The organism is Bradyrhizobium symbiodeficiens, assembly GCF_002266465.3.
In the GTDB taxonomy this organism is placed as follows: domain Bacteria; phylum Pseudomonadota; class Alphaproteobacteria; order Rhizobiales; family Xanthobacteraceae; genus Bradyrhizobium; species Bradyrhizobium symbiodeficiens.
In genome coordinates this window covers 6,563,683-6,586,834 of sequence record NZ_CP029427.2, presented here as the reverse complement: position 1 = coordinate 6,586,834, position 23,152 = coordinate 6,563,683, and the positions used below count along the sequence as shown (strand labels likewise).

Genomic DNA, 23,152 nt, shown 5'->3' with positions numbered 1-23,152 from the left:
ACCCCAACCGATGAAGAGGGAACCATGATCACTCGCAGACTAGTCCTTGCCGGCACTGCCGCGCTTGCCTTTGCCGGATCCGCTTCCGCCGAAGACTGGAAGACGAAATATCCGGAGATCACCTTCGCCGTGATCCCGGCCGAGAACGGCTCCGGCGTCACCGAGCGCTACGGGCCTTTCGTCAACTATCTGTCGAAGGAGCTCGGCATCAAGGTGACCCTGCGTGTCGCCAACGACTACGCGGCCGTCATCGAGGGCCAGCGCGCCGGCAACATCCATATCGGCTATTACGGCCCGGCCTCGTTCTCGCGTGCCCGCCTGACCGGCGTCAAAACCGACGCCTTTGTGATCGACGTCAACGCCGACGGCTCGAAGGGCTATTACTCGGTGTTCTACGTGCTGGCGAAGTCGCCGTACCAGAAGGTCGAAGAGCTCAAGGGCAAGAATCTCGGCCTGGTCGATCCGAATTCGACCTCAGGCAACAACATGCCGCGTTTCAAGCTGAACCAGATGGGCATCGATCCCGACGCCTATTTCTCCAAGGTCATCTTCACCGGCAGCCACGAGAATGCCGTGCTGGCCCTGGCCCAGGGCACGGTCGACGTCGCCGCGAATTGGTGGAATGCCGACGACGATTCCAACCTGACCCGCATGCTCAAGAAGGGCATGGTGAAGTCGGCCGACGGCACCGTGATGAAGAAGGAAGACTTCCGCATCATCGTGAAGTCCGACCTCATCATCAACTCGCCCTACGCCTACCTCAGCGACCTCCCGGACGACATGAAGGCGGCGATCAAGAAGGCCTTCCTCGAGGCGGCGCAGAAGGACCCCGAGGCGTTCAAGAAGCTCTCCGACGGCAAGAACAAGCCGTGGGAGCCGATCGCCAATGACGATTACAACAAGACCATCGAGCTGATTAAGTTCGTCGACAATCTGCGCAAGAAGGCGTCCTGATCACGTCAGGACGATGCACTGGAGCCGGGTCGATGGACCCGGCTCTTTTTCTTGATGGATCGCCCAACACATGACGCTCGCCGTTTCGATTCTCCCCGAACAGCAGCTCGCGGTGCTGAATGTGGCCTACCGCAAGGCGGTTGCCCGCAAGCGCCTGCGGCTTACGGCGGGTGCAGGGCTGTTTGTTGCTGCGCTGATCGTGGCCTCGATCGGCGCCGAAGTTAACCTGCGCACCCTCTTCACTTACTTCGGCAATTTCGTCAGCTATTTCGACCGTATTCTCACGCTCGACAACGGCCAGCGGGTCTGGACCAATTTTGGCGAGTGGTTCTGGGGGTGGCACAATTGGCTGAAGCTGCTCGCCGAGACCCTGCTGATCAGCTATGTCGGTACGCTGATCGGAGCGGTGTTCGCGTTCGCGCTCAATTTCTTCGCGGCCGAGAATACTTCGCCGGGACCCTGGCTGCGCTTCTTGGTGCGGCGGCTGCTCGAGTTCGCCCGTACCGTGCCGGGCATCGTATTCGCGCTGATCTTCGTGATCGCCTTTGGTCTCGGCCCGATGGCTGGCGTGCTCGCGATTGCGATCCACTCCACAGGCGCGCTCGGAAAGCTGTTTTCCGAGATCGTCGAGAATGCCGACATGAAGCCGGTCGAAGGCATCCGATCGACTGGCGCGAGCTGGCTCTCCTGCATGCGCTTTGCGATCCTGCCCCAGGTCTCGGCGGGCTACGCGAGCTACGCGCTGTTGCGTTTCGAGATCAATGTGCGCGAGGCCTCGGTGATGGGTTTCGTCGGTGCCGGCGGTATCGGACAGGAGCTCATCGTCGCGATCCGCAAGTTCTACTACTCCGATGTCAGTGCCATTCTCGTGACGATCATCGTCACGGTCTTCCTGATCGACATCACGACCGGCTGGGTGCGCGGCCGACTGTTCGGCAAGGAGGCGCGAACGTGAGCAAGCCGCCCGAAGTTGATGCCGCGCAGATGCGCGCGCGCTATCCCGATGTGTTCGAGCGGCCGGCTGCGGCGCGGCTCGCGACGCCGGCAATGATCGTCGCGGCGTTCGCGATTTTCATCTATGGCCTCGTCGACCTCGATTTTTCGCCGTCACGGCTCTTCAACGGCCTCAGCCAGCTCGGCTGGATCAGCATGATGATGATCCCGCCCGATCCCGGCTCCTCGCTGCCGCTATATCTGAAGGCGATGGGCGAGACGCTCTCGATTGCGCTGCTCGGCACTACGCTGGCTGCGCTGTTCGCGCTTCCGGTCAGCCTGTTTGCCGCGCGCAACGTGGTGCCGTCGGTCATCCTGCGTTTCCCGGTCCGCCGCTTCCTGGATTCGATCCGCGGCGTCGACACGCTGATCTGGGCGCTGGTGTGGATCAACGTCGTCGGGCTCGGCCCGTTCGCCGGTGTGCTCGCCATCGCGGTGTCGGATTTCGGCGCCTTCGGCAAGCTGTTCTCCGAGGCGATCGAGGGTGCCGACCAGAAGCAGGTCGAAGGCATCCGCGCTTCCGGCGGCAGCGCGCTGCACGAGATCCGCTTCGGCCTGATGCCGCAGGTGCTGCCGGTGATCGCGGGCCAGGTGCTTTATTTCATCGAATCGAACACCCGCTCGGCCACCATCATCGGCATCGTCGGCGCCGGCGGCATCGGCCTCCAGCTCGCCGAGCAGATCCGCGTGCTGGAATGGCAGAAAGTGTCGTTCCTGATCTTGATGATCCTGGTCGCGGTGGCCGCGATCGATTTCATCTCTGGCAAGCTGCGCTTTGCGATCATTGGGCGCAGGGCGGTAGCTTAGTTGCAGCTGCCGTAGGGTGGGCAAAGCGAAGCGTGCCCACCACGTCAACTCGGCTATCGGGGAGAGATGGTGGGCACGGCGCAAGTGCGCCTTTCCCACCCTACGAGCCCTGCGTGGTCGCTCGTTCACCCGTTCTCCACCAGAAACTCCACCCGCTCGGCCGCGAACCGCGAATGCTTGGTCATCAGCGGCTTGCCCTCGAGATCATGGTCGGTCGCGTCGACCACCAGGATCGGGCGTCCGAGTGCCAGGTCGAGCCGGGCCGCGTCGGTAGCGTCGACGATGCCGGCCGTGATCCTCGTCGCGCCGCGGCGATAGTCGCCCACGCCGTAATGTTCCAGCAGCTTCGTCATCGAGCGTGTCGCCGCGAACACGGCGCCTGCACCTGGAAACAATTCCGCCGACAGCCAGGTGGTGGAGACGCAGATCGGCGTGCGGTCGGCCAGCCTGATCGCCTCGATTCGCACCAGGGGCGCGCCGGTCTTCAAGCCGAGCTCGCGCGCCAGCTCACGGGTCGCGACATCGTCGGTCGCCTCGATCAACTGCCCGCGCGGCTCGCGGCCGCCGGCGCCGACAATCTCGGAGAATCGGGTGCGCGAACGCAGGGGATAGGCGAGCTTCTGCGCCTCGACATAGGTTCCGCTGCCGCGCTCGGCACGCACGAGGCCGCGCTCGGCAAGGGCTGCCAGCGCGCGCCGCACGGTGTGGCGGTTCACCCGATAGGTTTCGGCGATCTCCATCTCGCCCGGCAATTTGTCGCCGGCCGCGAAACGGCCGTCGGCGATGCCGCGCTCGATGCCGTCGGCAACGAGGCGCCATAGCGCGACGCCCGAGGAGGCGGTGTCCTGCATACTCATGTCGCGGCAACCTACTCCAGAAATCACAGCTTTGTCACGAAACAGTCATGGCGCTCCCTTATGAAGTTGTCTATTATCATAGACAACTTTGATGCGGCAAGTTCGGTCGGAAAGTTCGGTGGATCAGGTGACCCAGCACAACAACCAGCAAGCCCAGCGCCAGGCCGCCATGGCCGTGCTGGCGCGCGCGGAGGCGGGCGAGATCGCCGCCCGCCTCCGCGACTTCGTCCTGCCGGCCCATCAGGATTTGCGCGCGCCGGAGAACGGCCTCGTCATGCTGCGCGGCAGGGTCGGCGGCGACGGCGCGCCGTTCAATCTCGGCGAAGCGACGGTGTCGCGCGCGGCGGTGCGGCTGGCGAGCGGCGAGGTCGGGTTCGGCTACACGCTCGGGCGCGACGGTGAGAAGGCGCGGCTGATCGCGCTGTGCGACGCGCTGGTACAGTCCCGGGATTTTGGCGCGGCGGTGGAGCGGGACGTTATCGCGCCGTTGCGTGAGCAGCTTATGACTGCCCGCAAGCAGGCGGCGGCGGAGACCGCCGCGACGAAGGTTGATTTCTACACCATGGTGCGCGGTGAGGGGTGAGGCCATGACCACGATTGCGGAACTGCCGCCCGGTTTCGCCGACAAGGTGCTGTCGGCGCAATCGACCTTTCGCTCGGTGATGGACGCGATGGCGCGGCCTGGCTCGGTCCAGCGCATTGTCCCGATGGCCGGAGCGCCTGATACGATGATGCGCGGCACCGCCGCGATCGCGCTGACGCTGTTCGATCACGACACGCCGCTCTGGCTCGACGCGCGGATGGCGGAGAGCCCGGAATTGGTGAAATGGCTGAAATTCCACACCGGCGCGCCTGTGGTGCAGGATTCATCGATTGCGAGTTTTGCGCTGATCAGTGACGGCGGTGCGCTGCCGCAACTCGAACGCTTCGCGCTCGGCACCAGCGAATATCCGGACCGGTCCACCACATTGATCCTGCAGGTCGACAGCCTCGACGCAGGCCGCAGTTTCGAGCTGCGCGGCCCTGGCATCGACGGCGTCGCGATGCTCAATGCGTCGGTCAAGCCGTTCGATCTGTTCGAGCGCCTGCACGTCAACGAGGCGCTGTTTCCGCGCGGCATCGATGTGGTGCTGGTCGCCGATGACGCATTGGTCGCGATTCCACGCACCACGCGCATCGCGAGCAAGGGAAGCTAGAAGCATGTATGTCGCAGTCAAAGGCGGCGAACGCGCCATCGAGAACGCCCATCGCCTGCTCGCGGACAAGCGGCGCGGCGACCAAAACGTTCCGGAGGTCACGCTCGACCAGATTTCGGAGCAGCTTGGGCTGGCGGTGGACCGCGTCATGAGCGAAGGCTCGCTCTATGACCGCGAGCTCGCGGCGCTGGCGATCAAGCAGGCGCGCGGCGACCTGATCGAGGCGATCTTCCTGGTTCGCGCCTTCCGCGCCACCTTGCCCCGTTTCGGTGCGAGCGAGCCCGTGGACACCGGTGCGATGCGGGTGCAGCGGCGGGTGTCCTCGACCTTCAAGGACATTCCGGGCGGCCAGATCCTCGGGCCGACCTTCGATTACACCCACCGCCTGCTCGATCCCGCGCTCGCGCAAGGCTTCGTGCCGGAGGCGCCGGCAACGGTTGATGCGTCGACGGCGCCGACGCCGCGCGTGACCGACATTCTCGGCCGCGACGGGCTGATCGAATCTTCGCCGCAGGCCGAAGAGGGTGCCAGCGTCGGCGATCTCACTCGCGAGCCGCTGAATTTTCCGGTGGATCGCGACTTGCGGCTGCAAAACCTCGCGCGCGGCGACGAGGGTTTTCTGCTCGCGATGGGCTATTCCACCCAGCGCGGCTACGGCCGCAACCATCCCTTCGCCGGCGAGATACGCTTTGGCGAGGTCGAGGTGGAGTTCTTGGCGGAAGACGTCGGCTTCGCCGTGCCCCTCGGCTCGATCGAGCTCACCGAGTGCCAGATGGTCAACCAGTTCAAGGGATCGGCGACGGAAGCGCCGTGCTTCACCCGCGGCTATGGCCTCGCCTTCGGGCAGAGCGAGCGCAAGACCATGTCGATGGCGCTGGTCGATCGCGCCCTGCGTGCCCGCGAGCTCGGCGAGGAGGCGCTGGCCCCGGCGCAGGATGAAGAATTCGTGATGTCGCATTCGGACAACGTCCAGGCCACCGGCTTCGTCGAGCATCTGAAGCTGCCGCATTACGTCGACTTCCAGTCCGAGCTCGGCCTGCTTCGCAAGCTGCGCAAGGAATTCACCGATGCCCAGGCGCCTGACGCCATGAAGGAGGCCGCGGAATGAACGCGCCTACCTACAACTTCGCCTATCTCGACGAGCAGACCAAGCGGATGATTCGCCGCGCCATCCTGAAGGCGATCGCGATCCCCGGCTATCAGGTACCGTTCGCCAGCCGCGAAATGCCGATGCCCTATGGTTGGGGCACCGGCGGCGTGCAGGTCACCGCCGCGATCCTCGGGCCCGCCGACGTGCTGAAGGTGATCGATCAGGGCTCCGACGACACCACCAACGCGATCTCGATCCGCAAATTCTTCGCCAAGACCGCCGGGGTCGCCACCACCACGGCGACTGAAGATGCGACCGTGATCCAGACCCGTCACCGCATCCCCGAGACGGCGCTGAGCGCGAACCAGGTGCTGGTCTATCAGGTGCCGATCCCGGAGCCGCTGCGGTTCCTCGAGCCGCGTGAGACCGAGACGCGGCGCATGCACGCGCTCGCCGAATACGGCCTGATGCATGTGAAGCTCTACGAGGACATCGCCCGCTTCGGCCATATCGCCACCGCCTACGCCTACCCGGTGAAGGTGAACGCGCGCTACGTGATGGACCCATCGCCGACGCCGAAATTCGACAATCCCAAGATGGACAATTGCCCGGCGCTGCAGTTGTTCGGCGCCGGCCGCGAGAAGCGCATCTATGCGATCCCGCCCTACACGAAAGTGGTGTCGCTCGATTTCGAGGATCACCCGTTCGAGCCGTATCGTTTCAACGCGCCCTGCGCGCTGTGCGGAGCCGAGAATTCCTATCTCGACGAGATCGTCACCGACGACAAGGGTAGCCGCATGTTCGTCTGCTCGGACACCGACTATTGCGAGGGCCGCCAGGCCGCCGGCCATCACGGCAGCGAGAGTGCCGCGCCGTACAAGGAGAAGGCGAGCTCACATGGCTGATCTGCTTGAAAACGACGAGCCGCTGCTGGTCGCGACCTCCCTCAGCAAATCCTTCGGTCGCATCGCCGCGTGCCGCGACGTGTCCTTCGCGCTCTATCCGGGCGAGGTGCTGGCGATCGTCGGTGAATCCGGCTCGGGCAAGTCGACGCTGTTGCAGCTGCTGTCGGGCCAGCTCGCGGCCAGCGGCGGCCATGTGTCCTATCGGATGCGCGATGGCGTCGCCCGCGATCTCGCGACGCTCGGCGAAGCCGAGCGGCGCTTCCTGTACCGCACCGACTGGGGCTTCGTGCATCAGGATCCCGCGCAGGGCCTGCGCATGGCGGTCTCGGCCGGCGCCAATGTCGGCGAACGGCTGATGGCGGTGGGCTGGAATCACTATGGCCGGATCCGCGAGACCGCCTCCGACTGGCTCACGCGCGTCGAGATCGACACCGCCCGCATCGACGACGCGCCGCGGACCTATTCCGGCGGCATGCGCCAGCGGCTCCAGATCGCGCGCAACCTCGTCACCGAGCCGCGGCTGGTGTTCATGGACGAGCCGACCGGCGGCCTCGACGTCTCCGTGCAGGCACGCCTGCTCGATCTCCTGCGCAGCCTCGTCGCCGAGCTGCAGCTCGCCGTCATCATCGTCACCCACGACCTCGCAGTCGCGCGGCTGCTCTCGCACCGCGTGATGGTGATGAAGGGCGGCCGCGTCATCGAAACCGGTCTCACCGATCAGGTGCTCGACGATCCGCGCGAGCCCTATACGCAGCTCCTCGTCTCCTCGATTCTGCCGCCATGAGATTTTCCAGATGAGCCGCCCAATGACCGCCATGATCGACGTCGCCAACGCCAACAAGACCTTCACGATGCACCTGCAAGGCGGCATCGAATTGCCTGTCGTCAGCGGCGTGACCTTTCACGTCGACGCGGGCGAATGCGTCGTGCTGTCGGGCCCGTCAGGCGCGGGTAAATCGTCGATCCTGAAGATGATCTTCGGCAATTACCGCTGCGATAGCGGGCGCATCGGCATCCGCCATCGCGGCGCGCTGATCGATCTCGCCAGCGCCGAGCCGCGGCAGGTGCTCAACGTCCGCCGTTCCACCATCGGCTATGTCAGCCAGTTCCTGCGCGCGGTGCCGCGCGTGGCCACCATCGACGTCGTCGCAGAGCCGCTGATCGTGAACGGCATGGCCCGCGCCGATGCGCAGGCCCGCGCCGGCGAGCTGCTGCACCGCCTCAACATCCCCGAGCGTCTGTGGCAGCTTCCGCCCGCGACCTTCTCCGGCGGCGAGCAGCAGCGCGTCAACATCGCGCGCGGCTTCATCTCGGACCTTCCGATCCTGCTGCTGGACGAGCCGACCGCTTCGCTCGACGCCGCAAACCGTGCGGTGGTGGTCGAGCTGGTGGCCGAGAAGAAACGCCAGGGCACAGCCATGGTCGCCATTGTCCATGACGACGAAATCCGCCATCTGATTGCCGACCGCATCGTCGACGTCACCAGCTTCGCCGCCGCGGCCTGAGGGACATGGAAATGAACGCCAAGCCGAAGGACATTGTGATCGCCAACGCCAGGATTGTGCTGGCCGACCGGGTGATCGAGCAGGGCTGGCTCGCTCTTGCGGATGGCCGCATCGCCGAGGTCGGCGAGGGCAGGGCGCCGGCGGGCGCCGAGGATGCCGGCGGCGACCTCATCATGCCGGGCCTGATCGAGCTCCACACCGACCATCTCGAAGCCCATTACGTGCCGCGCCCGAAGGTGTTCTGGAATCCGGTCGCCGCCGTGATCTCCTATGACGGGCAGCTTGCGACGTCGGGCATCACCACCGTGTTCGACTCGCTCCGGGTCTGGCGCGAGGACGGCGCGGAGGAGGTTGACGGCCGCGCCGGCGTGCTCGCCGCCGCGATCACGACCGCGCGCGAGGCCAGCCTGCTGCGCGCCGATCACTTCCTGCATCTGCGCTGCGAAATCCCGATGCCGAGCGTGGTCGAGGAGGCGAAGGAACTGATCGACCGTCCCGACGTCAGGCTGATGTCGCTGATGGACCACACGCCGGGCCAGCGCCAGTTCCGCGACGAGGTCAAGCTGCGCGACTATTACCGGGGCAAGGGCGGCGGCAAGACCGATGCCGAGCTCGACGAGCTGTTCGCAAAGCGCTTCGAATATCAGAAGCTCTATGCCGCGGCCAACATGCGCGAGATCGTGTCTCTGGCGCATTCGTATCATATTCCACTGGCGAGCCATGACGACACCACCGAGGAAAACGTCGCCGACGCCGTGCGCGACCGCGTCTCGGTGGCGGAGTTCCCGACCACGCTGGAGGCCGCGCGCGGCCTGCACGAGGCCGGCATCGACATCCTGATGGGCGCGCCGAACGTGGTGCGCGGCGGCTCGCACTCCGGCAACATCGCCGCGGTCGATCTCGCCCGCGAAGGCCTGCTCGATATCCTGTCGTCGGACTACATTCCGTCGAGCCTCCTGATGGGCGCGCTGCAACTGCCCGAGCATGTGCCCGCCATCGGCCTTCCCGCGGCAATCCGCACCGTGACCAAGGCGCCCGCCGAGGCGGTTGGCCTTACCGACCGCGGCGAGGTCGCGATCGGCAAGCGCGCCGACCTCATTCGCGTGCATGTCGCAGGCCAGGTCCCCGTGGTCCGCAGCGTCTGGCGCGAAGGAAGCCGCGTCGCATGAGCGAGACAGCGACCATGGCGGACGGGCAGGCCGGCGCGATCGGTCCCGGCCGGCTCGTGCTGGTGGTCGGTCCCAGCGGCGCCGGCAAGGACACGCTGCTGCGGCTGGCGCAGGCGGCCTGCGTTGACGATCATGACATTGTCTTTCCGCGCCGAATCGTGACGCGTGAATCCTCCGCCGACGAAGACAATGTCGCGCTCGGTCCCGACGAATTCCGCCGCGCCTGCGAGCATGGCGATTTCGCCGTGCATTGGGACGCGCACGGGCATTCCTATGCCCTGCCGCTCGACATCAACGACGATATCCGCGCCGGCCGCACGGTCGTCGCTAACGTTTCGCGCACCGTGATCGGCGCGCTGCGCCAGACCTATGCTGACGTCGTGGTGGTCGCGATCACGGCGCCGCCGGATGTGCTGGCCGCGCGGCTGGCCGCAAGGGCGCGTCAAAGCGACGGCAACATCGCCGAACGCCTCACCCGCAGCGTCGACGACAGGTCGGCGCAGGCCAATGTCACCATCCTCAATGCCGGCAGCGCGGAGTATCACGCCCGCCAGCTGGTGCGCGTGATCAGGAACGAAGGCTGGTAGGATTAGCCAACACAGCAGGGAGAACGGAATGTCGGTGATTGAAACGATCGAACAGCTGGAGGCGATCTACGGCGCCACCAACGACGCCTCGACCGTGAAAGTCGCCGACCACGTCACCCCGCTTTATCGCATCTTCATCGAGAAGGCGCCGTTCGCCGCGCTAGCCACCATCGGACCCGAAGGCATCGACTGCTCGCCGCGTGGGGACTTGCCCGGCTTCGTCAGGATCCATGATCCCAAGACGTTGATGCTGCCGGATCGCCGCGGCAACAACCGGGTCGATTCCCTGCGCAACATCGTGCGCGATCCCAGGGTGTCGCTGATGTTCCTGATTCCCGGCTCCGGCAACGCGGTTCGCGCCAACGGCCGCGCCCATCTCTCGGTCGATCCCGAGCTGTTGGCCTCGTTCAAGGTCGAGGGCAAGGCGCCGCGCAGCGTCATGGTGATGATCGTCGATGAAATCTACTTCCAATGCGCCCGCGCTATCGTCCGCTCCGATCTCTGGAATCCCGACAAGCGCATCGACCCCAGGACGCTGCCGACGCCCGGCCAGATCCTCGCCGAGATGAGTGACAACAAGGTCGGCGGCGCGGAATACGATCGCATCTGGCCCGAGCGCGCGGCGGCGACGATGTGGTGAACGTTTTACTTTCCACGAGTCCGGAGTCGTAGGGTGGGCAAAGGCGCACTTGCGCCGTGCCCACGAATTCTCACCGATTCCACACAGATCGTGGGCACGCTTCGCTTTGCCCACCCCACGGCTCGCTCGTATTCCGCCTCCTAATTGAATGCCATGCCCCCGCTCAGCGCGATCGTCTGCCCGGTCATGTAGGCATTGTCGACCAGCAGCATCACCGCTTTCGCCACTTCCTCTGCCGTACCGAAGCGGCCGAGCGGGATGCGGCTGACGAGTTGCGGCTGGCCTCTCATCATGTCGGTCTCGATCAGCGACGGCGCGACCGCGTTGACCGTGATGCCTTCCTTCACCACGCGCGCCGCATAGCCGCGCGTGAGGCCCTCCATGCCGGCCTTGGATGCATTGTAGTGCGGGCCGATCGAGCCGGCGCCGCGCGCAGCGCCGGAGGAGATGTTGACGATGCGACCCCATTTTCGCGCGCGCATCGACGGCAGCACCGCCTGCGTGCACAGGAACGCGGATTTCAGATTGACCAGAATGGTGCGGTCGAAATCGTCCTCGGTGAGGTCGTCGACGCCGCGCGTGATGGCGATGCCGGCATTGTTGACGAGGATGTCGATCGGCCCGAGCCCGCCTGTCACGCGCTCGACCATTCCGGCCACGGCATCGCGCTGCGAGACGTCGGCGGCGACGACGATGGCGCGGCCGCCCTGCTTGCCGATCTCGCCTGCCAGCTGCTCGGCCTGCCCGATCTGTTCACGGCAATTGATCGCCACGGCGGAACCGGCCTCGGCCAGCGCAAGACAAACGGCGGCGCCGATCCCGCGCGAGCCGCCGGTGACCAGCGCCGTGCGTCCTTTGAGACTGTCCGACATGAGAAGCTCCGATTGATCCATCGACGACCGCATCGTCGAATGGCAGCCACCCGCATTCAACTCACAAGGTCGCTACACGAAGTCAGCTCCGGCGGTTTCGGGGTGCGCTTGCCCTGGCCCACCTCATAGATGTCCGACCGCAACGCGCTAGCGGGAAGATTGATCCCATCAGCCCTTCAATGCTGCCAGCAATTCATCCGGGCGCTCGGCCATGATCATGTGACCCGCGCCCTTCACGGTGACGGTCTTCGCATGCGGGATCGCGGCCGCGAGCGCCTTGCCCGCCTTCGCCGGCGTCATCATGTCGCGCTCGCCGAGGATGAGGGTCGTCGGCACCTTCACGTCCGCGGCGGCGGTCAGCGCATTCGCGTAGGCATTGCAGGCCGAGAGATCCCTGAACAGCACGCCCGGCTCGCAAGCCTTCAGCACCGCCTGCGCGCCGCCATGCATCCACAGGCCCGGCGCGAGGCTGCCGCCGAGTTCGGCGTTGAAGCCGAGGCCCCAGATCGAGACCATGTCGTTGGCATCCTGCGAATTGGCTTCTGCGGCCTTCAAGAGATCGGGGCCGACCGTCATGGTCGCGGCCGTGCCGATCAGGCTGAGTGCGGAAACCTTGTCCGGATGCCGCGCGGCGGTCTCCAGCGAGATCAGCGATCCCATGGAATGGCCGATCAGATGCGCCTTCGCGGCTCCTGCGGCATCGAGCAGCGCCGCGGTCCAGTCGGCCATCTCGGCGATGCTGCCGAGCGAAGGCCCGCTGGAGCGGCCGTGGCCGGGAAGATCCGGCGCCAGCACGCCAAACCCGTGATGGGCGAACCAGCGCGTGTGCAGCGCCCAGGTCGAATGGTCGAATCCTGCGCCATGGATGAAGACGACTGCGGGCAGCGACTTGTCGAAGTCGCGGCCGCCGGTTGCGACAAACACCTCAAGGCCGTTGACGGAGAGCTTCATGGTGTCAGACCTTCTGCGAGATGCGCAGCGCCTGCGCAAGATCGTCGATGATGTCGCCGGCCGTCTCGATGCCGACCGAGAGGCGCACCAGTTCTTCGCCGATGCCGGCCGCCTTGAGCTGTTCGGCATCCATCTGCTGATGCGTGGTCGACGCCGGGTGGATCACCAGCGTCTTGGCATCGCCGACATTGGCGAGATGGCTGATCATGCGCAGGCTCTCGATGAACTTGCGGCCCGCGGGCCGTCCGCCCTTGATGCCGAAGGAGATGATCGAGCCGGCGCCGCGCGGCAGGAGCTGCTTGGCGAGCTGATAATCCGTGTGCGTCTCCAGCGAGGGATGCAACACCCAGTCGACGGCCTTGTTGGACTGCAGTGCTTCCAGCACCAGGTTCGTGTTCTGGATGTGGCGGTCCATGCGCACGCCCAGCGTCTCGACGCCCTGCAGCAGCTGGAACGCGTTGGTCGGCGACAGGCAGGCGCCGAAATCGCGCAGGCCCTCGGTGCGCGCGCGCATGATGAAGGCGGCGGTGCCGAACTGCTCGTCGAAGACGATGCCGTGATAGCCGCCATAGGGCTCGGTCAGCACGGCGAACTTGCCTGACGCGCGCCAGTCGAAGCGGCCGCCGTCGATGATCGCGCCGCCGATCGCGATGCCGTGGCCGCCGATCCATTTGGTTGCCGAATGCATCACGATGTCGGCGCCGAGTTCGATCGGCCGGCTGAGATAAGGCGTGGCAAAGGTGTTGTCGATCAGCAGCGGGATTTTCGCGTCATGGGCGATCGCCGCGACCTTGGGGATATCCAGTACTTCCAGCCCGGGATTGCCGATGGTCTCGCCGATCACGAGCTTGGTGTTGGGCTTGATCGCCGCGCGGAACGCGTCGAGGTCGCGCGGTTTGACGAAGCTGGTGGTGATGCCGAAGCGCGGCAGCGTGTGCGCCAGCAAATTGATGGTGCCGCCGTAGAGCGAGCTGGAGGCCACGATGTGATCGCCGGCATTGAGGAGCGTCGCGATGGCCAGATGCAGCGCGGCCATGCCGCTCGCGGTGCAGATCGCACCGACGCCGCCCTCCAGCGCGGCGAGCCGCTCCTCCAGCACGCCGGTGGTCGGGTTCGAGATGCGCGTATAGATGTGGCCGGCGCGCTCCAGGTTGAACAGCGCTGCGGCGTGATCGGAATCCTGGAACACATAGGACGTGGTCTGGTAGATCGGCACCGCGCGAGCCCCGGTCGTGGGATCCGGATGCTGGCCCGCATGCAGGCTCAGGGTCTCGAAGGCAGGCGGCTTTGGCGCGGGCATGCATGGCCTCGTTGGTCGGTCGGCGGAGGGGGCGTTGTGCCATAAAAATGCATACGAAGTCAGCCCATTGACTATTCGCAGGACGTCGTCATGCCCGGGCTTGTCCCGGGCATCCACGTTCTCCGTGCGGTCGGGAAAGACGTGGATGGCCGGGACAAGCCCGGCCATGACGTCGTTTCAGCATGCGTGCAACCAATTTCTAACGCAGCCTACCCCCCGATCGCCTGCTCAATGGTCCGCGCCTCCCGCAGCAGGATCTCCACAACCTCCTGCTCGCGCCTTGGTCCAAGCCTCGTCCTAACCGCCGAGACGGTGATGGCTGCGGCCGGTCGCCCATCCGGGGTCTTGATCCAGGTCGAGATCGATTTCGTCCCCTGCACGAGGCCGATCTCCCTCAGGCCGTATCCCAGCCGTCGCGCGGAGGTGACCTCACTGATGACCGTCGCCGCATCGGTCTTGTAGGGATCGAACCGCTTCTCGTTCGCTGCGACGATCTTTCGCGCCTCCGGCGCCGGCATCGCGGCCAGGATGGCGACGCCAGCGCTGGAGACGCCGAGCGGCCGGCGCGCGCCGACTTCGATCGACAGCACCTGGATCGGATAGATTCCGATCCTGCGATCGACGCACAGCGTGTCGTTTCCGGTGCGCACCGTCAGGAACAGCGTGTCGCCGATTTCGGTGGAGGCACGTTGCAGTGACGGATTGGCGGCGATCAGCAACCGCGACGGCCGCGGCCGTGCCAGCGCCAGCTCCGGCACCTGGTTGCCGATCGCGTAGCGGCCGGTCCGCTCGTGCCGCTCGACGATGCCTTCCTCGATCAGCACGTGGACGATGCGATGCACGGTCGGCCGGGTGAGGCCGGTTGCCCGGATCACCTCGGCCAATGGCACCCCGTCCTCGCGCCCTGCGGCAAGAATGCGCAGCACGGCGAGCGCGCGGCGGATCGCCTGCGCGCCGTGCCGCGGCTCCATCGCGTTGCGGGTGAATCTGGTCCTGTCCATAATATGGACAAGAACGCCACAATTCACTCGACAGGACAAGCGCGCATCTGGAGATTGCGCCCCGATCGCGTTGCCGTGCGCATCACCGCATTCGACATAAAATTTGGAAGCGCTGCCGGGAGGTTAACATGAGATTAATCTGGATTGCCATAGCTGCCGCCACCGCGATGCTGGCAGGGCCCGCGTCCGGCCAGCAATGGCCGGCCCGCAGCGTCAAGCTGATCGTGCCCTATCCGGCCGGCGGCAATGTCGACAGCGCCGCGCGCATCGTCGCCGACAAGCTCCAGGAAAAGCTCGGCCAGCCCTTCATCATCGAGAACAAGGCCGGCGCCGGCGGCATGATCGCGGGCGAAGCCTTCGCGAAGTCGGCGCCCGACGGCTACACGCTGTTCGTCGGTGCCAACGGCCCGGTGCTGTTCGCGACCGAGATCAACAGGCGCGAAGCCTACAATTGGAAAAAGGACTTCATGCCGATCTCGACGATCTCGATGACGCCGCTGGTGCTCGAGGTCCATCCGTCGGTGCAGGCCAACACGTTCAAGGAATTCATCGACCTCGCCAAGCGCGAGCCCGGCAAGCTGACGATGGCCTCGCCCGGCCCTGGCACGACCAATCATCTGCTCAGCGAGCTGATGCAGGAGAACCTCGGCCTGCAATGGGTCACCGCGCATTACCGCGGCAACGCGCCTGCGATCAACGATCTGCTCGGCGGCCAGGTGCAGTTCGCATTCGACCAGCTCACGGTCAGCCTCCAGCACATCAAGGCCGGTCTGTTTCGCGCGCTCGCGGTCACCAGCCCGCACCGCCTGAAGTCGCTGCCCGACGTGCCGACCTTCGCCGAGCTCGGCTACAAGGATTTCGACGGCCAGACCTTCACCGGCCTGTTCGCGCCGGCAGGCACGCCGGCGCCCGTCATCGACAAGCTGCACGAGACGCTGGCTGCGATCCTGAAGGATCCTGCCGTGGTCGACAAATTCGAGAAGCTCGGCGGCGAAGCCGTCGCGATGACGCCGGACGAATTCAAGGCCTATCTCGGGCGCGAGGACGCCAAGTGGATTCCGGTGGTGCGCAAGGCCAACATCAGGGCGGATTGATCGATGCGGATCGATCCGACCGAGCTCGGCGCCGAGCGCATCTATCGCCTGATGACCGGCATCGTGGTGCCGCGTCCGATCGCCTGGGTGACGAGCCTGTCGCGAAGCGGCGTGCTCAACCTCGCCCCGTTCAGCGCCTTCACCTTCGTCTCGCAGAAGCCGCCGATGCTGGCCATCAGCGTCGGCCGCAAGGGTGCGGACTACAAGGACACTGCGCACAACATCCTCGATACCGAGGACTATGTGATCCACATCGCCGATACGCCGCTGATGCAGGCCTTGCACGACTCATCGATCGAGCATCCGCCTGAAATCAGCGAAGTCGAGCATCTCGGGTTGGAGACGCTGCCCTGCGAGCGCATCAAGGTGTCGCGGCTTGCCGCCGCGCCGGTGGCGATGGAATGCCGCTTCCGGCAGTGCCTTGAATTCGGCGAGGCCAGGAGCCGGCTGATCGTCGGCGAGGTCGTGATGTTCCATTTGCGCGACGGCCTCGTCAACGACGGCAAGGTCGAGACCAAAGCGCTCGACCCGATCGCGCGCATCGGCGGTCCCCGTTACGCCAGCCTCGGCGAGATCGTGACGCTGAACACCGTCTTCCAGACGCCCAAATCGAAAGACTGAGCGCGCCGCCCGCCGCGCTGCCCGACACAAATTGGAGAACGACCATGCGACTGCTGAGCTATCTCGTGGACGGAGAGCCGCGCTACGGCGCGGCCGTCGAAGGCGGTGTGGTCGATCTGACCCGGCGGATCGGCCGCGACTTCTCCGACGTGAAGGCGCTGATCGCGGCCAACGCGCTGTCCGATGCGCAGGAAGCGATCGCGGGCGCGAAGCCTGACTACACGCTGGAGGAACTCGTCCTGCTGCCGCCGGTGCTGGCGCCGGAAAAGCTGTGGTGCATCGGCGTCAACTACGCCGAGCGCAACGCCGAATACAAGGACAGTTCGGACCTGCCCAAATATCCCAGCCTGTTCGTGCGCAGCATGTCGTCGATGACGGGCTCCGGCCAGCCGATCGAGAAGCCCAGGGTTTCCGACCAGCTCGACTATGAAGGCGAGCTCGTCATCGTGATCGGGCAGGGCGGCCGCCACATCCCGCGCGAAAAGGCATGGTCGCACATCTTCGGCATGACCCTGTGCAACGAGGGCACGATTCGCGACTGGCTGCGCCACGGCAAGTTCAACGTCACGCAAGGCAAGAATTTCGATCGCTCCGGCAGCATCGGCCCATGGCTCGTCACGGCGGACGAGCTCGACCCGCGCGGCCCGCATGACATCGTCACGCGCGTCAACGGCGAGGTGCGGCAGCAGGACTCGACCGAGCGGTTGATGTTCCCGTTCGATTACCTGATCTCCTATCTCTCGACCTTCGCGAGGCTGAAGTCCGGCGACATGATCGTGACGGGGACGCCGACGGGCGCCGGCGCACGCTTCGATCCGCCGCGCTGGCTGAAGGTCGGGGATGTCGTCGAGGTCGAGTCCAGCCGCATCGGCGTGCTGCGCAACACCGTCGCGGCGGAGAGCTAGATCATGCTGGATACCGCGACAATCGAACGCCTTGCAGCGCGCCTCGACGAAGCCGAGCGCACGAAATCGCTGATCCCGATGTTCACGAAGGAGTATCCCGATTTCGCGATCGAGGATGCCTACGCCGTGCAGCGCGCCTGGACCAGGCTGCAGCTTGGCCGCGGCCGGATCATCAAGGGCCACAAGATCGGCCTGACCTCGAAGGCGATGCAGAACGCGGTCGGCATCTCCGAGCCCGATTACGGCGTGCTGTTCGCCGACATGTTCTATGCCGACGCGACGCCCATTCCGTTCGACCGTTTCCACGCGCCGCGCATCGAGGTCGAGCTCGCCTTCGTGCTGAAGGCGCCGCTGCGCGGGCCCGACTGCACCATCTTCGACGTGCTCAACGCCACCGATTACGTCACGCCCGCGCTGGAGATCCTGGAGACGCGCATGCATCGCGTCGATCCCGAGACCGGCAAGACGCGCAAGGTGATGGACACCATCTCGGACAATGCGGCGAACGCGGCTCTCGTGCTCGGCGGCCGGCCGTTCCGCCCGATGGATGCGGATCTGCGCTGGATCGGCGCGCTGCTGTTCCGCAATGGCGAGGTCGAGGAAACCGGGCTTGCCGCCGGCGTGCTCAATCATCCCGCCAACGGCATCGCCTGGCTCGCCAACCGCCTCGCGCCGCATGACGAGCATCTCGCCGCCGGCGAAGTGGTGCTGGCGGGATCGTTCACGCGGCCGGTCGACATCCGCCGTGGCGACACGTTTCATGCCGATTATGGCGCCTTCGGCTCGGTGTCGTGCCAGTTCGTCTGAAGCAACAAGCAGGGAGCGTATCATGAGCGGTCATTCGCGGCGCAGGAGCATCCACATCGGCGGCTTCAAGCACGCCAACCCGATTCCGAACGCCTGCCGCATCGGCAATCTCGTGATGTCCGGCGTCATCCTCGGCCGCGATGGCGCCGGCGCGATGCCGGAGAGCCTCGACGCCCAATGCGCCAACATGTTCGCGCACATGAAGGCGACGGTGGAGGCCGCCGGCGGCACCACCGACGACATCATCAAGATGACGGTGTGGCTGAAGGACCGCGGCAATCGCGGTCCCATCAATGTCGAATGGCTGAAGATGTTTCCGGACGAGCATTCGCGGCCCGCGCGCCATGCGCTGCCGATGGACAACATGGACGGCGGCGCGCTGGTGCAGTGCGACTTCACCGCAATGATCGACTGAAGGAGCGTTTGCATGCCGACCTATCTGCCGTTCGATCCCAATCCGCGTCGCCCGGTCAAGGCGCCGCCGGCCAAAACCGTCGACAGCCAGTTTCACGTGCTGGGTCCGATCGAGAAATATCCGGAGCGTCCCGGCGCCGCCTATCGGATGCCGACCGCGACCTGGGAAGCCGCGCTGCGCGTGCACAAGACGCTCGGCATCGAGCGCGGCATCATCGTGCAGACGACGACTTACGGCGCCGACCACGGCGTCGTGCTCGACGGCCTGGCCGCGATGGGTCCGAACTACCGCGGCTGCGCCAACGCGCTGGTGTTCGCGGAGGCGAACGACGCCTATCTCGCCAGGCTGCATGATGCCGGCGTGCGCGGCGCGCGCTTCAGCTTCCGCCAGGAGCTGGGAGCCGTGCTGTCGGACGCCGACTTCGCCCGCGCGATCGCCCGCATTCGCGAGCTCGGCTGGTACGTCAAGATCCAGCCGGAAAAAGACGGCATCATGTCGAGCGTCGCCAAATACGAGAATCTCGACGTCCCCGTGCTGATCGATCACATGGCGCGGCCTGATCCCGAGGCCGGCAAGAACGATCCGAACCTGCGCCAGATGCTCGAGCTGCTGGCCAAGGGCAATTTCTGGGTGATGCTGTCGCTCGGCGAGAAGACCTCGAAGGCCGGGCCTCCTTATGACGACGTGATCCCGATTGCGCGCGCCTATATCGAGGCCGCGATCGACCGCTGCGTCTGGGCCAGCGACTGGCCTCATCCGGTCTCCGTCAAGCAGCCGCCGAACGATGCCGACCTGCTCGAACTGATGTACCGCTATGTCGTGGACCAGACGGAGCTGGAGAAGATCCTGGTGCACAATCCGGCGAAGCTGTTCGGGTTTCCGGACTAAAGTACTCGAGGGCTCGCCACGAACGCGGTCGCTCCCTCTCCCGCGTGCGGGAGAGGGTTGGGGTGAGGGCTCTCTCCTCTAGGAGGTTGTCCCATTGCGGAGAAACCCTCTCCCCAACCCTCCGCCGCAAGCGGGGGAGGGGGCGCACCTCTGTCGGCGCGACCGCGTTCACACCACCGGCTGCTTCGCCAGCCGGTCGCGCACCCCGGCCGCGATCTCGAACGAGCGCAGCCGCGCGGCGTGGTCGTAGATCTGGCCCGTGGTGATCAGCTCGTCCGCGCCGGTATCCGCGATCAGCGCCTTCAGCTTCTGCTCGACCACATCAGGCGAGCCGACCGCGGAGCATGACAGCGACTGGCCGACCATGGCCTTCTCCGCCGGCGACCACAGCGCGTCCATGTCGTCGACCGGCGGCGGCAGCGGGCCCGGCGTGCCGCGGCGCAGATTGATGAACTGCTGCTGCAGCGAGGAGAACATCCGTTGCGCCTCGGCGTCGCTCTCGGCGGCGAACACATTGACGCCGACCATCGCATAGGGCTTGTCGAGTTGCGCCGAGGGCTCGAAGCGCGCGCGATATTCGCGCAGCGCCGGCATCATCATCTGCGGCGCGAAATGCGAGGCGAACGCGAACGGCAGCCCCAGCATCGCGGCGAGTTGCGCGCCGAAGGTGCTCGATCCCAGGATCCACAGCGGCACTTTCGTTCCCATGCCGGGAACGGCGCGGATCGTCTGGTTCGGCTGTACGTCGCCAAGCAGCGCCTGCAGCTCCAGCACGTCATGCGGAAAATTCTCCGATGCCGTCGCGAGGTCGCGCCGCATCGCCCGCGCGGTGAACTGGTCGGTGCCCGGCGCCCGCCCGAGCCCGAGATCGATCCGCCCGGGATAGAGCGAGTCCAGCGTACCGAACTGCTCGGCGATGACCAGCGGCGAATGGTTCGGCAGCATGATCCCGCCGGAGCCGACGCGAATCGACTTGGTCCCGCCCGCGATGTGCCCGATCACCACCGACGTCGCGGCGCTCGCGATGCCCGTCATGTTGTGATGCTCGGCCAGCCAGAACCGCTTGAATCCCCAGGCCTCGACGTGCCGGGCGAGATCGAGCGAATTGGCGAATGCCTGCGCCGCATCGCCGCCTTGGCGGATGGGCGCGAGGTCGAGCACGGAGAAGGGGATCATGGGCGGGGTACCGGTGAAAGGAGCTGTGCCACCACATGTAGTGTCCGCGCGCGGGATGGGTAGAGAGCGCTTGCGAAACCCATCATTGCCATCAAGCGACACCTGGATGGCATCCGCATTGCTCGCTCCTCCAAGACGCCGTTCGAGCTGGGCCGAGCCTCGTTCACAACACTGTTATTGCGACCTATGGCGCCGGTCGCCTCAACTGGGCGTTTCACGCCCATTGTTGTAGTGTTGCGCAGCCATGACACGGCGGACTCGTGTCCCGGACGCGGTGCAGCGTGAAACGCGGCGCCGCAGAGCTGGGACCCATGCTGCCAATTGTGGGCCCCGGCCCTGCGGCGCATCACTGCGAGCCGCACCGCGTCCGGGGCACGAGAGGCCATCGCACGGGGCACAATTCGCGCCGACGCCAGGAGGAACCGACATGACCATGGTCGTACTCAACCGCCGCAACCTGCTGGTCGCCGGCGGCTCCGTCCTGACAACCGGCGTTCTCGCAACCAGCATGCCGGGCCTGCTGCTTCCGGCCCGCGCGTCAGGCCTCGCACCGACCGAAACGATGTCGGGTGGCGCGAACAATTACCGCAAGGGCGCCGCGACCGTGGATCGCATCGGCAAGGGCGGCTTCTGGATGAGCGGCACCGTGCGCCGCGCCGGCGACGGGGCGCCGCTCGCCGGGCAACGCATCCAGATCTGGGCGCATACGGTCGAGGGCCAGGAGCACGAGCCGCAGAGCCATGGCGCCACGCTCACCGACAAGGACGGCAAGTTCCGGCTGGAGATGCCGCAGATCATTCCGATCTTCGGCCAGCCGCATGGCCACCTCGCCTATGACAGCGGCGAGTTCAAGACCGTGTTCCTGCGGCCGGTGATGCGGAGTGCCAAGGAAACCAGCCTCGAGGCGCATTTCGTCCTGCAGCCGGCCTGACCGGGCCGGCGAATGACGGGATGGAGATCGGCGCGGGTGATCCTGATCTGGGTCGCCATTGCCCTGGCCATCGGCGTGCCGGTCGCACTGGCTGCGACAAGCGAGCAGCTCGCGTGGCGCGGGCCGGTCTACATCCTCGCCGGCTTCGCCGGGATCGTCGCGCTCGGTCTCGTGCTGGTGCAGCCCATGCTGATCGGCGGCTACCTGCCGCCGTTGTCGGCCTATCGCGGACGGCGCGCCCATCGCTGGATCGGCGGCGTGCTGGTGCTGGCCGTGGTGATCCACGTCGCCGGACTCTGGATCACCAGCCCGCCCGACATGATCGACGCCCTGACCTACACTTCGCCGACGCCGTTCTCGCCCTTTGGCGTGACCGCGATGTGGGCGATCTTCATTGTTGCGCTGCTGGCGTCCCTGCGCCGGCGGTTGGAACTGCGGCCGCGAACCTGGCGCTTCATTCATATGCCGCTCGCGATCGTCATCGTCGCGGGCAGCGTGGTCCATTGCCTCCTGATTGAAGGAACGATGGAAACGATGTCGAAAGTGGCGTTGTGCGTCCTGGTCCTTGCGGTAACTGCAAAGGTCATGATTGACCTGCAGGTGTGGCGAAAGCGAAGGACGCTGCGCGGGGAGAGTGGCGCGCGGCAGTGACGCCGCGCCGGGATTCGTAGCCCGGATGAAACGAAGCGCAATCCGGGACGACTGCATCCGTGGTTGACGGCCCCGGATTATGCTTGCGCTCCATCCGGGCTACCCAGCTCCGCTTGCCGCAGTCGGTGACGCGGCGTAACCTCGCGCAATGACCGTGACGGCCCCCGATCTGGAAGCGTTCCTGCTCGCGACGCCGTTTTTCGGCGGTCTCCCGCAGCCGAGCCTCGACCTCCTGATGTCCATGCTGGTCGAGCGCAGCTTCGAGGCAGGTAGCACCGTCGTGTCGGAAGGCGAGCCGGGCCGCTCGATGTTTATCGTCAAATCCGGCCGCCTCGCGGTCAGCAAGCGGACGAAGGCGGGCCGCGTCATCCCGATTTCCGTGCTGCAGCCCGCTGACTTCTTCGGCGAGATGACGCTGATCGAGATGCAGAACCGTTCAGCAACGGTTGTGGCGGAAAGTCCGACGCTGCTGTACGAGCTGACCGCGCAAAATCTCTATGCCTGCTACAAGACCGACATCCACGCCTACGTCATCGTGCTGCAGAACATCAATCGCGAGCTGTGCCGGCGGTTGCGCCGGGCAGACGATCGGTTCGCGCGACGTGCGGCGGACAACGATAACTGATCGTGCGCAAGATGGGGACGGAAGTCTCTCAACCCGTCATTGCGCGGAGCTCGCGACAAAATTGCGAAGCAATTTTGCGCTGGTGCGATGAGCAATCCAGAGTCTTCTGCGGAAGGATCCTGGATCGCTTCGCGGAGCCTGTCATCGGGCCGCGCTTCGCGCGGACCCGTCGGCTCGCAATGACGTGGTGTGTCTCCCTCGCGCGCGCCCCA

27 protein-coding genes are annotated in these 23,152 nt (G+C 65.7%); 21 read left to right on the top strand and 6 right to left on the bottom strand.

Going from position 1 to position 23,152, the window contains the following annotated elements; all coding sequences use genetic code 11:
* Positions 1 to 24 precede the first annotated feature (24 nt).
* The 3 genes from phnD (at position 25) to phnE (CIT39_RS31040) (ending at position 2,754) form a co-directional block, all read left to right on the top strand.
* Complete coding sequence (gene phnD / locus CIT39_RS31050; RefSeq protein ID WP_094976496.1) at positions 25 to 954, top strand: phosphonate ABC transporter substrate-binding protein; 930 nt, start codon at positions 25 to 27, stop codon at positions 952 to 954.
* 70 nt (positions 955 to 1,024) lie between these two features.
* On the top strand, positions 1,025 to 1,909 hold the full coding sequence (phnE, locus tag CIT39_RS31045) for a phosphonate ABC transporter, permease protein PhnE (protein WP_094976497.1): 885 nt from the start codon (positions 1,025 to 1,027) through the stop codon (positions 1,907 to 1,909).
* 29 nt (positions 1,910 to 1,938) lie between these two features.
* Positions 1,939 to 2,754: a phosphonate ABC transporter, permease protein PhnE gene (gene phnE / locus CIT39_RS31040; protein ID WP_414645259.1), complete on the top strand. Its 816-nt coding sequence runs from the start codon at positions 1,939 to 1,941 to the stop codon at positions 2,752 to 2,754.
* A gap of 125 nt (positions 2,755 to 2,879) precedes the next feature.
* On the opposite strand, the gene phnF is transcribed toward phnE (CIT39_RS31040), so the two are convergent.
* Positions 2,880 to 3,611, bottom strand: a complete 732-nt coding sequence (phnF, locus tag CIT39_RS31035) for a phosphonate metabolism transcriptional regulator PhnF (RefSeq protein WP_094976499.1) — start codon at positions 3,609 to 3,611, stop codon at positions 2,880 to 2,882.
* Between the two features lie 118 nt (positions 3,612 to 3,729).
* Between phnF and phnG the strand changes: the two genes are divergently transcribed.
* From phnG to CIT39_RS30990, 9 genes are read left to right on the top strand one after another with little or no spacing between them, the layout of a single operon-like run.
* A complete protein-coding gene (gene phnG, locus CIT39_RS31030) occupies positions 3,730 to 4,194 on the top strand; it encodes a phosphonate C-P lyase system protein PhnG (RefSeq protein ID WP_162308774.1) in 465 nt (154 codons plus the stop codon).
* 4 nt (positions 4,195 to 4,198) lie between these two features.
* Positions 4,199 to 4,807, top strand: a complete 609-nt coding sequence (phnH, locus tag CIT39_RS31025) for a phosphonate C-P lyase system protein PhnH (RefSeq protein WP_162308773.1) — start codon at positions 4,199 to 4,201, stop codon at positions 4,805 to 4,807.
* A gap of 4 nt (positions 4,808 to 4,811) precedes the next feature.
* Positions 4,812 to 5,915, top strand: coding sequence for a carbon-phosphorus lyase complex subunit (locus tag CIT39_RS31020; protein ID WP_094976502.1), 1,104 nt, complete (start codon positions 4,812 to 4,814; stop codon positions 5,913 to 5,915).
* Positions 5,912 to 6,802, top strand: coding sequence for an alpha-D-ribose 1-methylphosphonate 5-phosphate C-P-lyase PhnJ (locus CIT39_RS31015; RefSeq protein WP_094976503.1), 891 nt, complete (start codon positions 5,912 to 5,914; stop codon positions 6,800 to 6,802). The genes CIT39_RS31020 and CIT39_RS31015 overlap by 4 nt, the downstream gene beginning before the upstream one ends.
* The gene (phnK, locus tag CIT39_RS31010; protein WP_094976504.1) at positions 6,795 to 7,586 is read left to right on the top strand and encodes a phosphonate C-P lyase system protein PhnK; all 792 of its coding nucleotides are present in this window, start codon (positions 6,795 to 6,797) and stop codon (positions 7,584 to 7,586) included. The genes CIT39_RS31015 and phnK overlap by 8 nt, the downstream gene beginning before the upstream one ends.
* A gap of 22 nt (positions 7,587 to 7,608) precedes the next feature.
* Positions 7,609 to 8,307, top strand: coding sequence for a phosphonate C-P lyase system protein PhnL (gene phnL, locus CIT39_RS31005; protein ID WP_162308772.1), 699 nt, complete (start codon positions 7,609 to 7,611; stop codon positions 8,305 to 8,307).
* A gap of 11 nt (positions 8,308 to 8,318) precedes the next feature.
* Positions 8,319 to 9,476 carry an alpha-D-ribose 1-methylphosphonate 5-triphosphate diphosphatase gene (locus CIT39_RS31000; protein WP_094977053.1) on the top strand — a complete coding sequence of 386 codons (1,158 nt, stop codon included), beginning with the start codon at positions 8,319 to 8,321 and terminating at the stop codon, positions 9,474 to 9,476.
* Positions 9,473 to 10,063, top strand: a complete 591-nt coding sequence (phnN, locus tag CIT39_RS30995; RefSeq protein WP_094976506.1) for a phosphonate metabolism protein/1,5-bisphosphokinase (PRPP-forming) PhnN — start codon at positions 9,473 to 9,475, stop codon at positions 10,061 to 10,063. The genes CIT39_RS31000 and phnN overlap by 4 nt, the downstream gene beginning before the upstream one ends.
* Positions 10,064 to 10,091: 28 nt before the next feature.
* The gene (locus CIT39_RS30990) at positions 10,092 to 10,703 is read left to right on the top strand and encodes a pyridoxamine 5'-phosphate oxidase family protein (RefSeq protein WP_094976507.1); all 612 of its coding nucleotides are present in this window, start codon (positions 10,092 to 10,094) and stop codon (positions 10,701 to 10,703) included.
* 140 nt (positions 10,704 to 10,843) lie between these two features.
* On the opposite strand, the gene CIT39_RS30985 is transcribed toward CIT39_RS30990, so the two are convergent.
* The 4 genes from CIT39_RS30985 to CIT39_RS30970 form a co-directional block, all read right to left on the bottom strand.
* Entirely contained in the window at positions 10,844 to 11,575 is a 732-nt protein-coding gene (locus CIT39_RS30985; RefSeq protein WP_094977054.1) for an SDR family NAD(P)-dependent oxidoreductase, read from the bottom strand.
* A 168-nt stretch (positions 11,576 to 11,743) separates the two neighbouring features.
* Complete coding sequence (locus CIT39_RS30980) at positions 11,744 to 12,526, bottom strand: alpha/beta fold hydrolase (protein ID WP_094976508.1); 783 nt, start codon at positions 12,524 to 12,526, stop codon at positions 11,744 to 11,746.
* 4 nt (positions 12,527 to 12,530) lie between these two features.
* Positions 12,531 to 13,826: an O-acetylhomoserine aminocarboxypropyltransferase gene (locus tag CIT39_RS30975; RefSeq protein WP_094976509.1), complete on the bottom strand. Its 1,296-nt coding sequence runs from the start codon at positions 13,824 to 13,826 to the stop codon at positions 12,531 to 12,533.
* Between the two features lie 209 nt (positions 13,827 to 14,035).
* Positions 14,036 to 14,827, bottom strand: a complete 792-nt coding sequence (locus CIT39_RS30970; RefSeq protein ID WP_162308771.1) for an IclR family transcriptional regulator — start codon at positions 14,825 to 14,827, stop codon at positions 14,036 to 14,038.
* Between the two features lie 128 nt (positions 14,828 to 14,955).
* Between CIT39_RS30970 and CIT39_RS30965 the strand changes: the two genes are divergently transcribed.
* Genes CIT39_RS30965 through CIT39_RS30940 form a run of 6 tightly spaced genes read left to right on the top strand, consistent with a single transcriptional unit; the run spans position 14,956 to position 19,557 of the window.
* Complete coding sequence (locus CIT39_RS30965; RefSeq protein ID WP_094976511.1) at positions 14,956 to 15,921, top strand: Bug family tripartite tricarboxylate transporter substrate binding protein; 966 nt, start codon at positions 14,956 to 14,958, stop codon at positions 15,919 to 15,921.
* Positions 15,922 to 15,924: 3 nt separating this feature from the next.
* On the top strand, positions 15,925 to 16,542 hold the full coding sequence (locus CIT39_RS30960; RefSeq protein ID WP_094976512.1) for a flavin reductase family protein: 618 nt from the start codon (positions 15,925 to 15,927) through the stop codon (positions 16,540 to 16,542).
* A gap of 44 nt (positions 16,543 to 16,586) precedes the next feature.
* Positions 16,587 to 17,447 (top strand): fumarylacetoacetate hydrolase family protein, encoded by an 861-nt coding sequence (locus tag CIT39_RS30955; RefSeq protein WP_094976513.1) that lies wholly within the window; start codon positions 16,587 to 16,589, stop codon positions 17,445 to 17,447.
* A 3-nt stretch (positions 17,448 to 17,450) separates the two neighbouring features.
* Entirely contained in the window at positions 17,451 to 18,254 is an 804-nt protein-coding gene (gene hpaH, locus CIT39_RS30950; RefSeq protein WP_094976514.1) for a 2-oxo-hept-4-ene-1,7-dioate hydratase, read from the top strand.
* Between the two features lie 22 nt (positions 18,255 to 18,276).
* Positions 18,277 to 18,669: a RidA family protein gene (locus CIT39_RS30945; protein ID WP_094976515.1), complete on the top strand. Its 393-nt coding sequence runs from the start codon at positions 18,277 to 18,279 to the stop codon at positions 18,667 to 18,669.
* A gap of 12 nt (positions 18,670 to 18,681) precedes the next feature.
* Complete coding sequence (locus CIT39_RS30940) at positions 18,682 to 19,557, top strand: amidohydrolase family protein (protein ID WP_094976516.1); 876 nt, start codon at positions 18,682 to 18,684, stop codon at positions 19,555 to 19,557.
* A 168-nt stretch (positions 19,558 to 19,725) separates the two neighbouring features.
* Here the strand turns inward: CIT39_RS30940 and CIT39_RS30935 are convergent, their stop codons facing one another.
* The gene (locus CIT39_RS30935; protein WP_094976517.1) at positions 19,726 to 20,733 is read right to left on the bottom strand and encodes an LLM class flavin-dependent oxidoreductase; all 1,008 of its coding nucleotides are present in this window, start codon (positions 20,731 to 20,733) and stop codon (positions 19,726 to 19,728) included.
* A 427-nt stretch (positions 20,734 to 21,160) separates the two neighbouring features.
* On the opposite strand from CIT39_RS30935, the gene CIT39_RS30930 reads away from it, so the two are divergent.
* The 3 genes from CIT39_RS30930 (at position 21,161) to CIT39_RS30920 (ending at position 22,940) form a co-directional block, all read left to right on the top strand.
* Positions 21,161 to 21,664, top strand: a complete 504-nt coding sequence (locus CIT39_RS30930; protein ID WP_094976518.1) for a peptidase associated/transthyretin-like domain-containing protein — start codon at positions 21,161 to 21,163, stop codon at positions 21,662 to 21,664.
* Positions 21,665 to 21,676: 12 nt separating this feature from the next.
* Positions 21,677 to 22,315, top strand: a complete 639-nt coding sequence (locus tag CIT39_RS30925; protein ID WP_094976519.1) for a ferric reductase-like transmembrane domain-containing protein — start codon at positions 21,677 to 21,679, stop codon at positions 22,313 to 22,315.
* A 148-nt stretch (positions 22,316 to 22,463) separates the two neighbouring features.
* Positions 22,464 to 22,940 carry a cyclic nucleotide-binding domain-containing protein gene (locus CIT39_RS30920; RefSeq protein WP_094976520.1) on the top strand — a complete coding sequence of 159 codons (477 nt, stop codon included), beginning with the start codon at positions 22,464 to 22,466 and terminating at the stop codon, positions 22,938 to 22,940.
* Positions 22,941 to 23,152: the final 212 nt, after the last annotated feature.

Excerpts from the sequence above, each read along its gene's own strand:
- CIT39_RS30970 (WP_162308771.1), bottom strand. The coding sequence starts at position 14,827 with ATGGACAGGACCAGATTCACCCGCAACGCGATGGAGCCGCGGCACGGC.
- CIT39_RS30935 (WP_094976517.1), bottom strand. The coding sequence starts at position 20,733 with ATGATCCCCTTCTCCGTGCTCGACCTCGCGCCCATCCGCCAAGGCGGC.
- phnE (WP_414645259.1), top strand. The coding sequence starts at position 1,939 with ATGCGCGCGCGCTATCCCGATGTGTTCGAGCGGCCGGCTGCGGCGCGG.
- hpaH (WP_094976514.1), top strand. The coding sequence starts at position 17,451 with ATGCTGGATACCGCGACAATCGAACGCCTTGCAGCGCGCCTCGACGAA.
- CIT39_RS30960 (WP_094976512.1), top strand. The coding sequence starts at position 15,925 with ATGCGGATCGATCCGACCGAGCTCGGCGCCGAGCGCATCTATCGCCTG.
- CIT39_RS30940 (WP_094976516.1), top strand. The coding sequence starts at position 18,682 with ATGCCGACCTATCTGCCGTTCGATCCCAATCCGCGTCGCCCGGTCAAG.
- CIT39_RS30975 (WP_094976509.1), bottom strand. The coding sequence starts at position 13,826 with ATGCCCGCGCCAAAGCCGCCTGCCTTCGAGACCCTGAGCCTGCATGCG.
- phnH (WP_162308773.1), top strand. The coding sequence starts at position 4,199 with ATGACCACGATTGCGGAACTGCCGCCCGGTTTCGCCGACAAGGTGCTG.
- CIT39_RS30955 (WP_094976513.1), top strand. The coding sequence starts at position 16,587 with ATGCGACTGCTGAGCTATCTCGTGGACGGAGAGCCGCGCTACGGCGCG.
- CIT39_RS30930 (WP_094976518.1), top strand. The coding sequence starts at position 21,161 with ATGACCATGGTCGTACTCAACCGCCGCAACCTGCTGGTCGCCGGCGGC.
- CIT39_RS30990 (WP_094976507.1), top strand. The coding sequence starts at position 10,092 with ATGTCGGTGATTGAAACGATCGAACAGCTGGAGGCGATCTACGGCGCC.
- CIT39_RS31020 (WP_094976502.1), top strand. The coding sequence starts at position 4,812 with ATGTATGTCGCAGTCAAAGGCGGCGAACGCGCCATCGAGAACGCCCAT.
- CIT39_RS31000 (WP_094977053.1), top strand. The coding sequence starts at position 8,319 with ATGAACGCCAAGCCGAAGGACATTGTGATCGCCAACGCCAGGATTGTG.
- CIT39_RS30920 (WP_094976520.1), top strand. The coding sequence starts at position 22,464 with ATGACCGTGACGGCCCCCGATCTGGAAGCGTTCCTGCTCGCGACGCCG.
- CIT39_RS30985 (WP_094977054.1), bottom strand. The coding sequence starts at position 11,575 with ATGTCGGACAGTCTCAAAGGACGCACGGCGCTGGTCACCGGCGGCTCG.
- CIT39_RS30925 (WP_094976519.1), top strand. The coding sequence starts at position 21,677 with ATGACGGGATGGAGATCGGCGCGGGTGATCCTGATCTGGGTCGCCATT.
- CIT39_RS31015 (WP_094976503.1), top strand. The coding sequence starts at position 5,912 with ATGAACGCGCCTACCTACAACTTCGCCTATCTCGACGAGCAGACCAAG.
- phnN (WP_094976506.1), top strand. The coding sequence starts at position 9,473 with ATGAGCGAGACAGCGACCATGGCGGACGGGCAGGCCGGCGCGATCGGT.
- CIT39_RS30945 (WP_094976515.1), top strand. The coding sequence starts at position 18,277 with ATGAGCGGTCATTCGCGGCGCAGGAGCATCCACATCGGCGGCTTCAAG.
- phnF (WP_094976499.1), bottom strand. The coding sequence starts at position 3,611 with ATGAGTATGCAGGACACCGCCTCCTCGGGCGTCGCGCTATGGCGCCTC.
- CIT39_RS30965 (WP_094976511.1), top strand. The coding sequence starts at position 14,956 with ATGAGATTAATCTGGATTGCCATAGCTGCCGCCACCGCGATGCTGGCA.
- phnL (WP_162308772.1), top strand. The coding sequence starts at position 7,609 with ATGACCGCCATGATCGACGTCGCCAACGCCAACAAGACCTTCACGATG.
- phnK (WP_094976504.1), top strand. The coding sequence starts at position 6,795 with ATGGCTGATCTGCTTGAAAACGACGAGCCGCTGCTGGTCGCGACCTCC.
- CIT39_RS30980 (WP_094976508.1), bottom strand. The coding sequence starts at position 12,526 with ATGAAGCTCTCCGTCAACGGCCTTGAGGTGTTTGTCGCAACCGGCGGC.
- phnE (WP_094976497.1), top strand. The coding sequence starts at position 1,025 with ATGACGCTCGCCGTTTCGATTCTCCCCGAACAGCAGCTCGCGGTGCTG.
- phnD (WP_094976496.1), top strand. The coding sequence starts at position 25 with ATGATCACTCGCAGACTAGTCCTTGCCGGCACTGCCGCGCTTGCCTTT.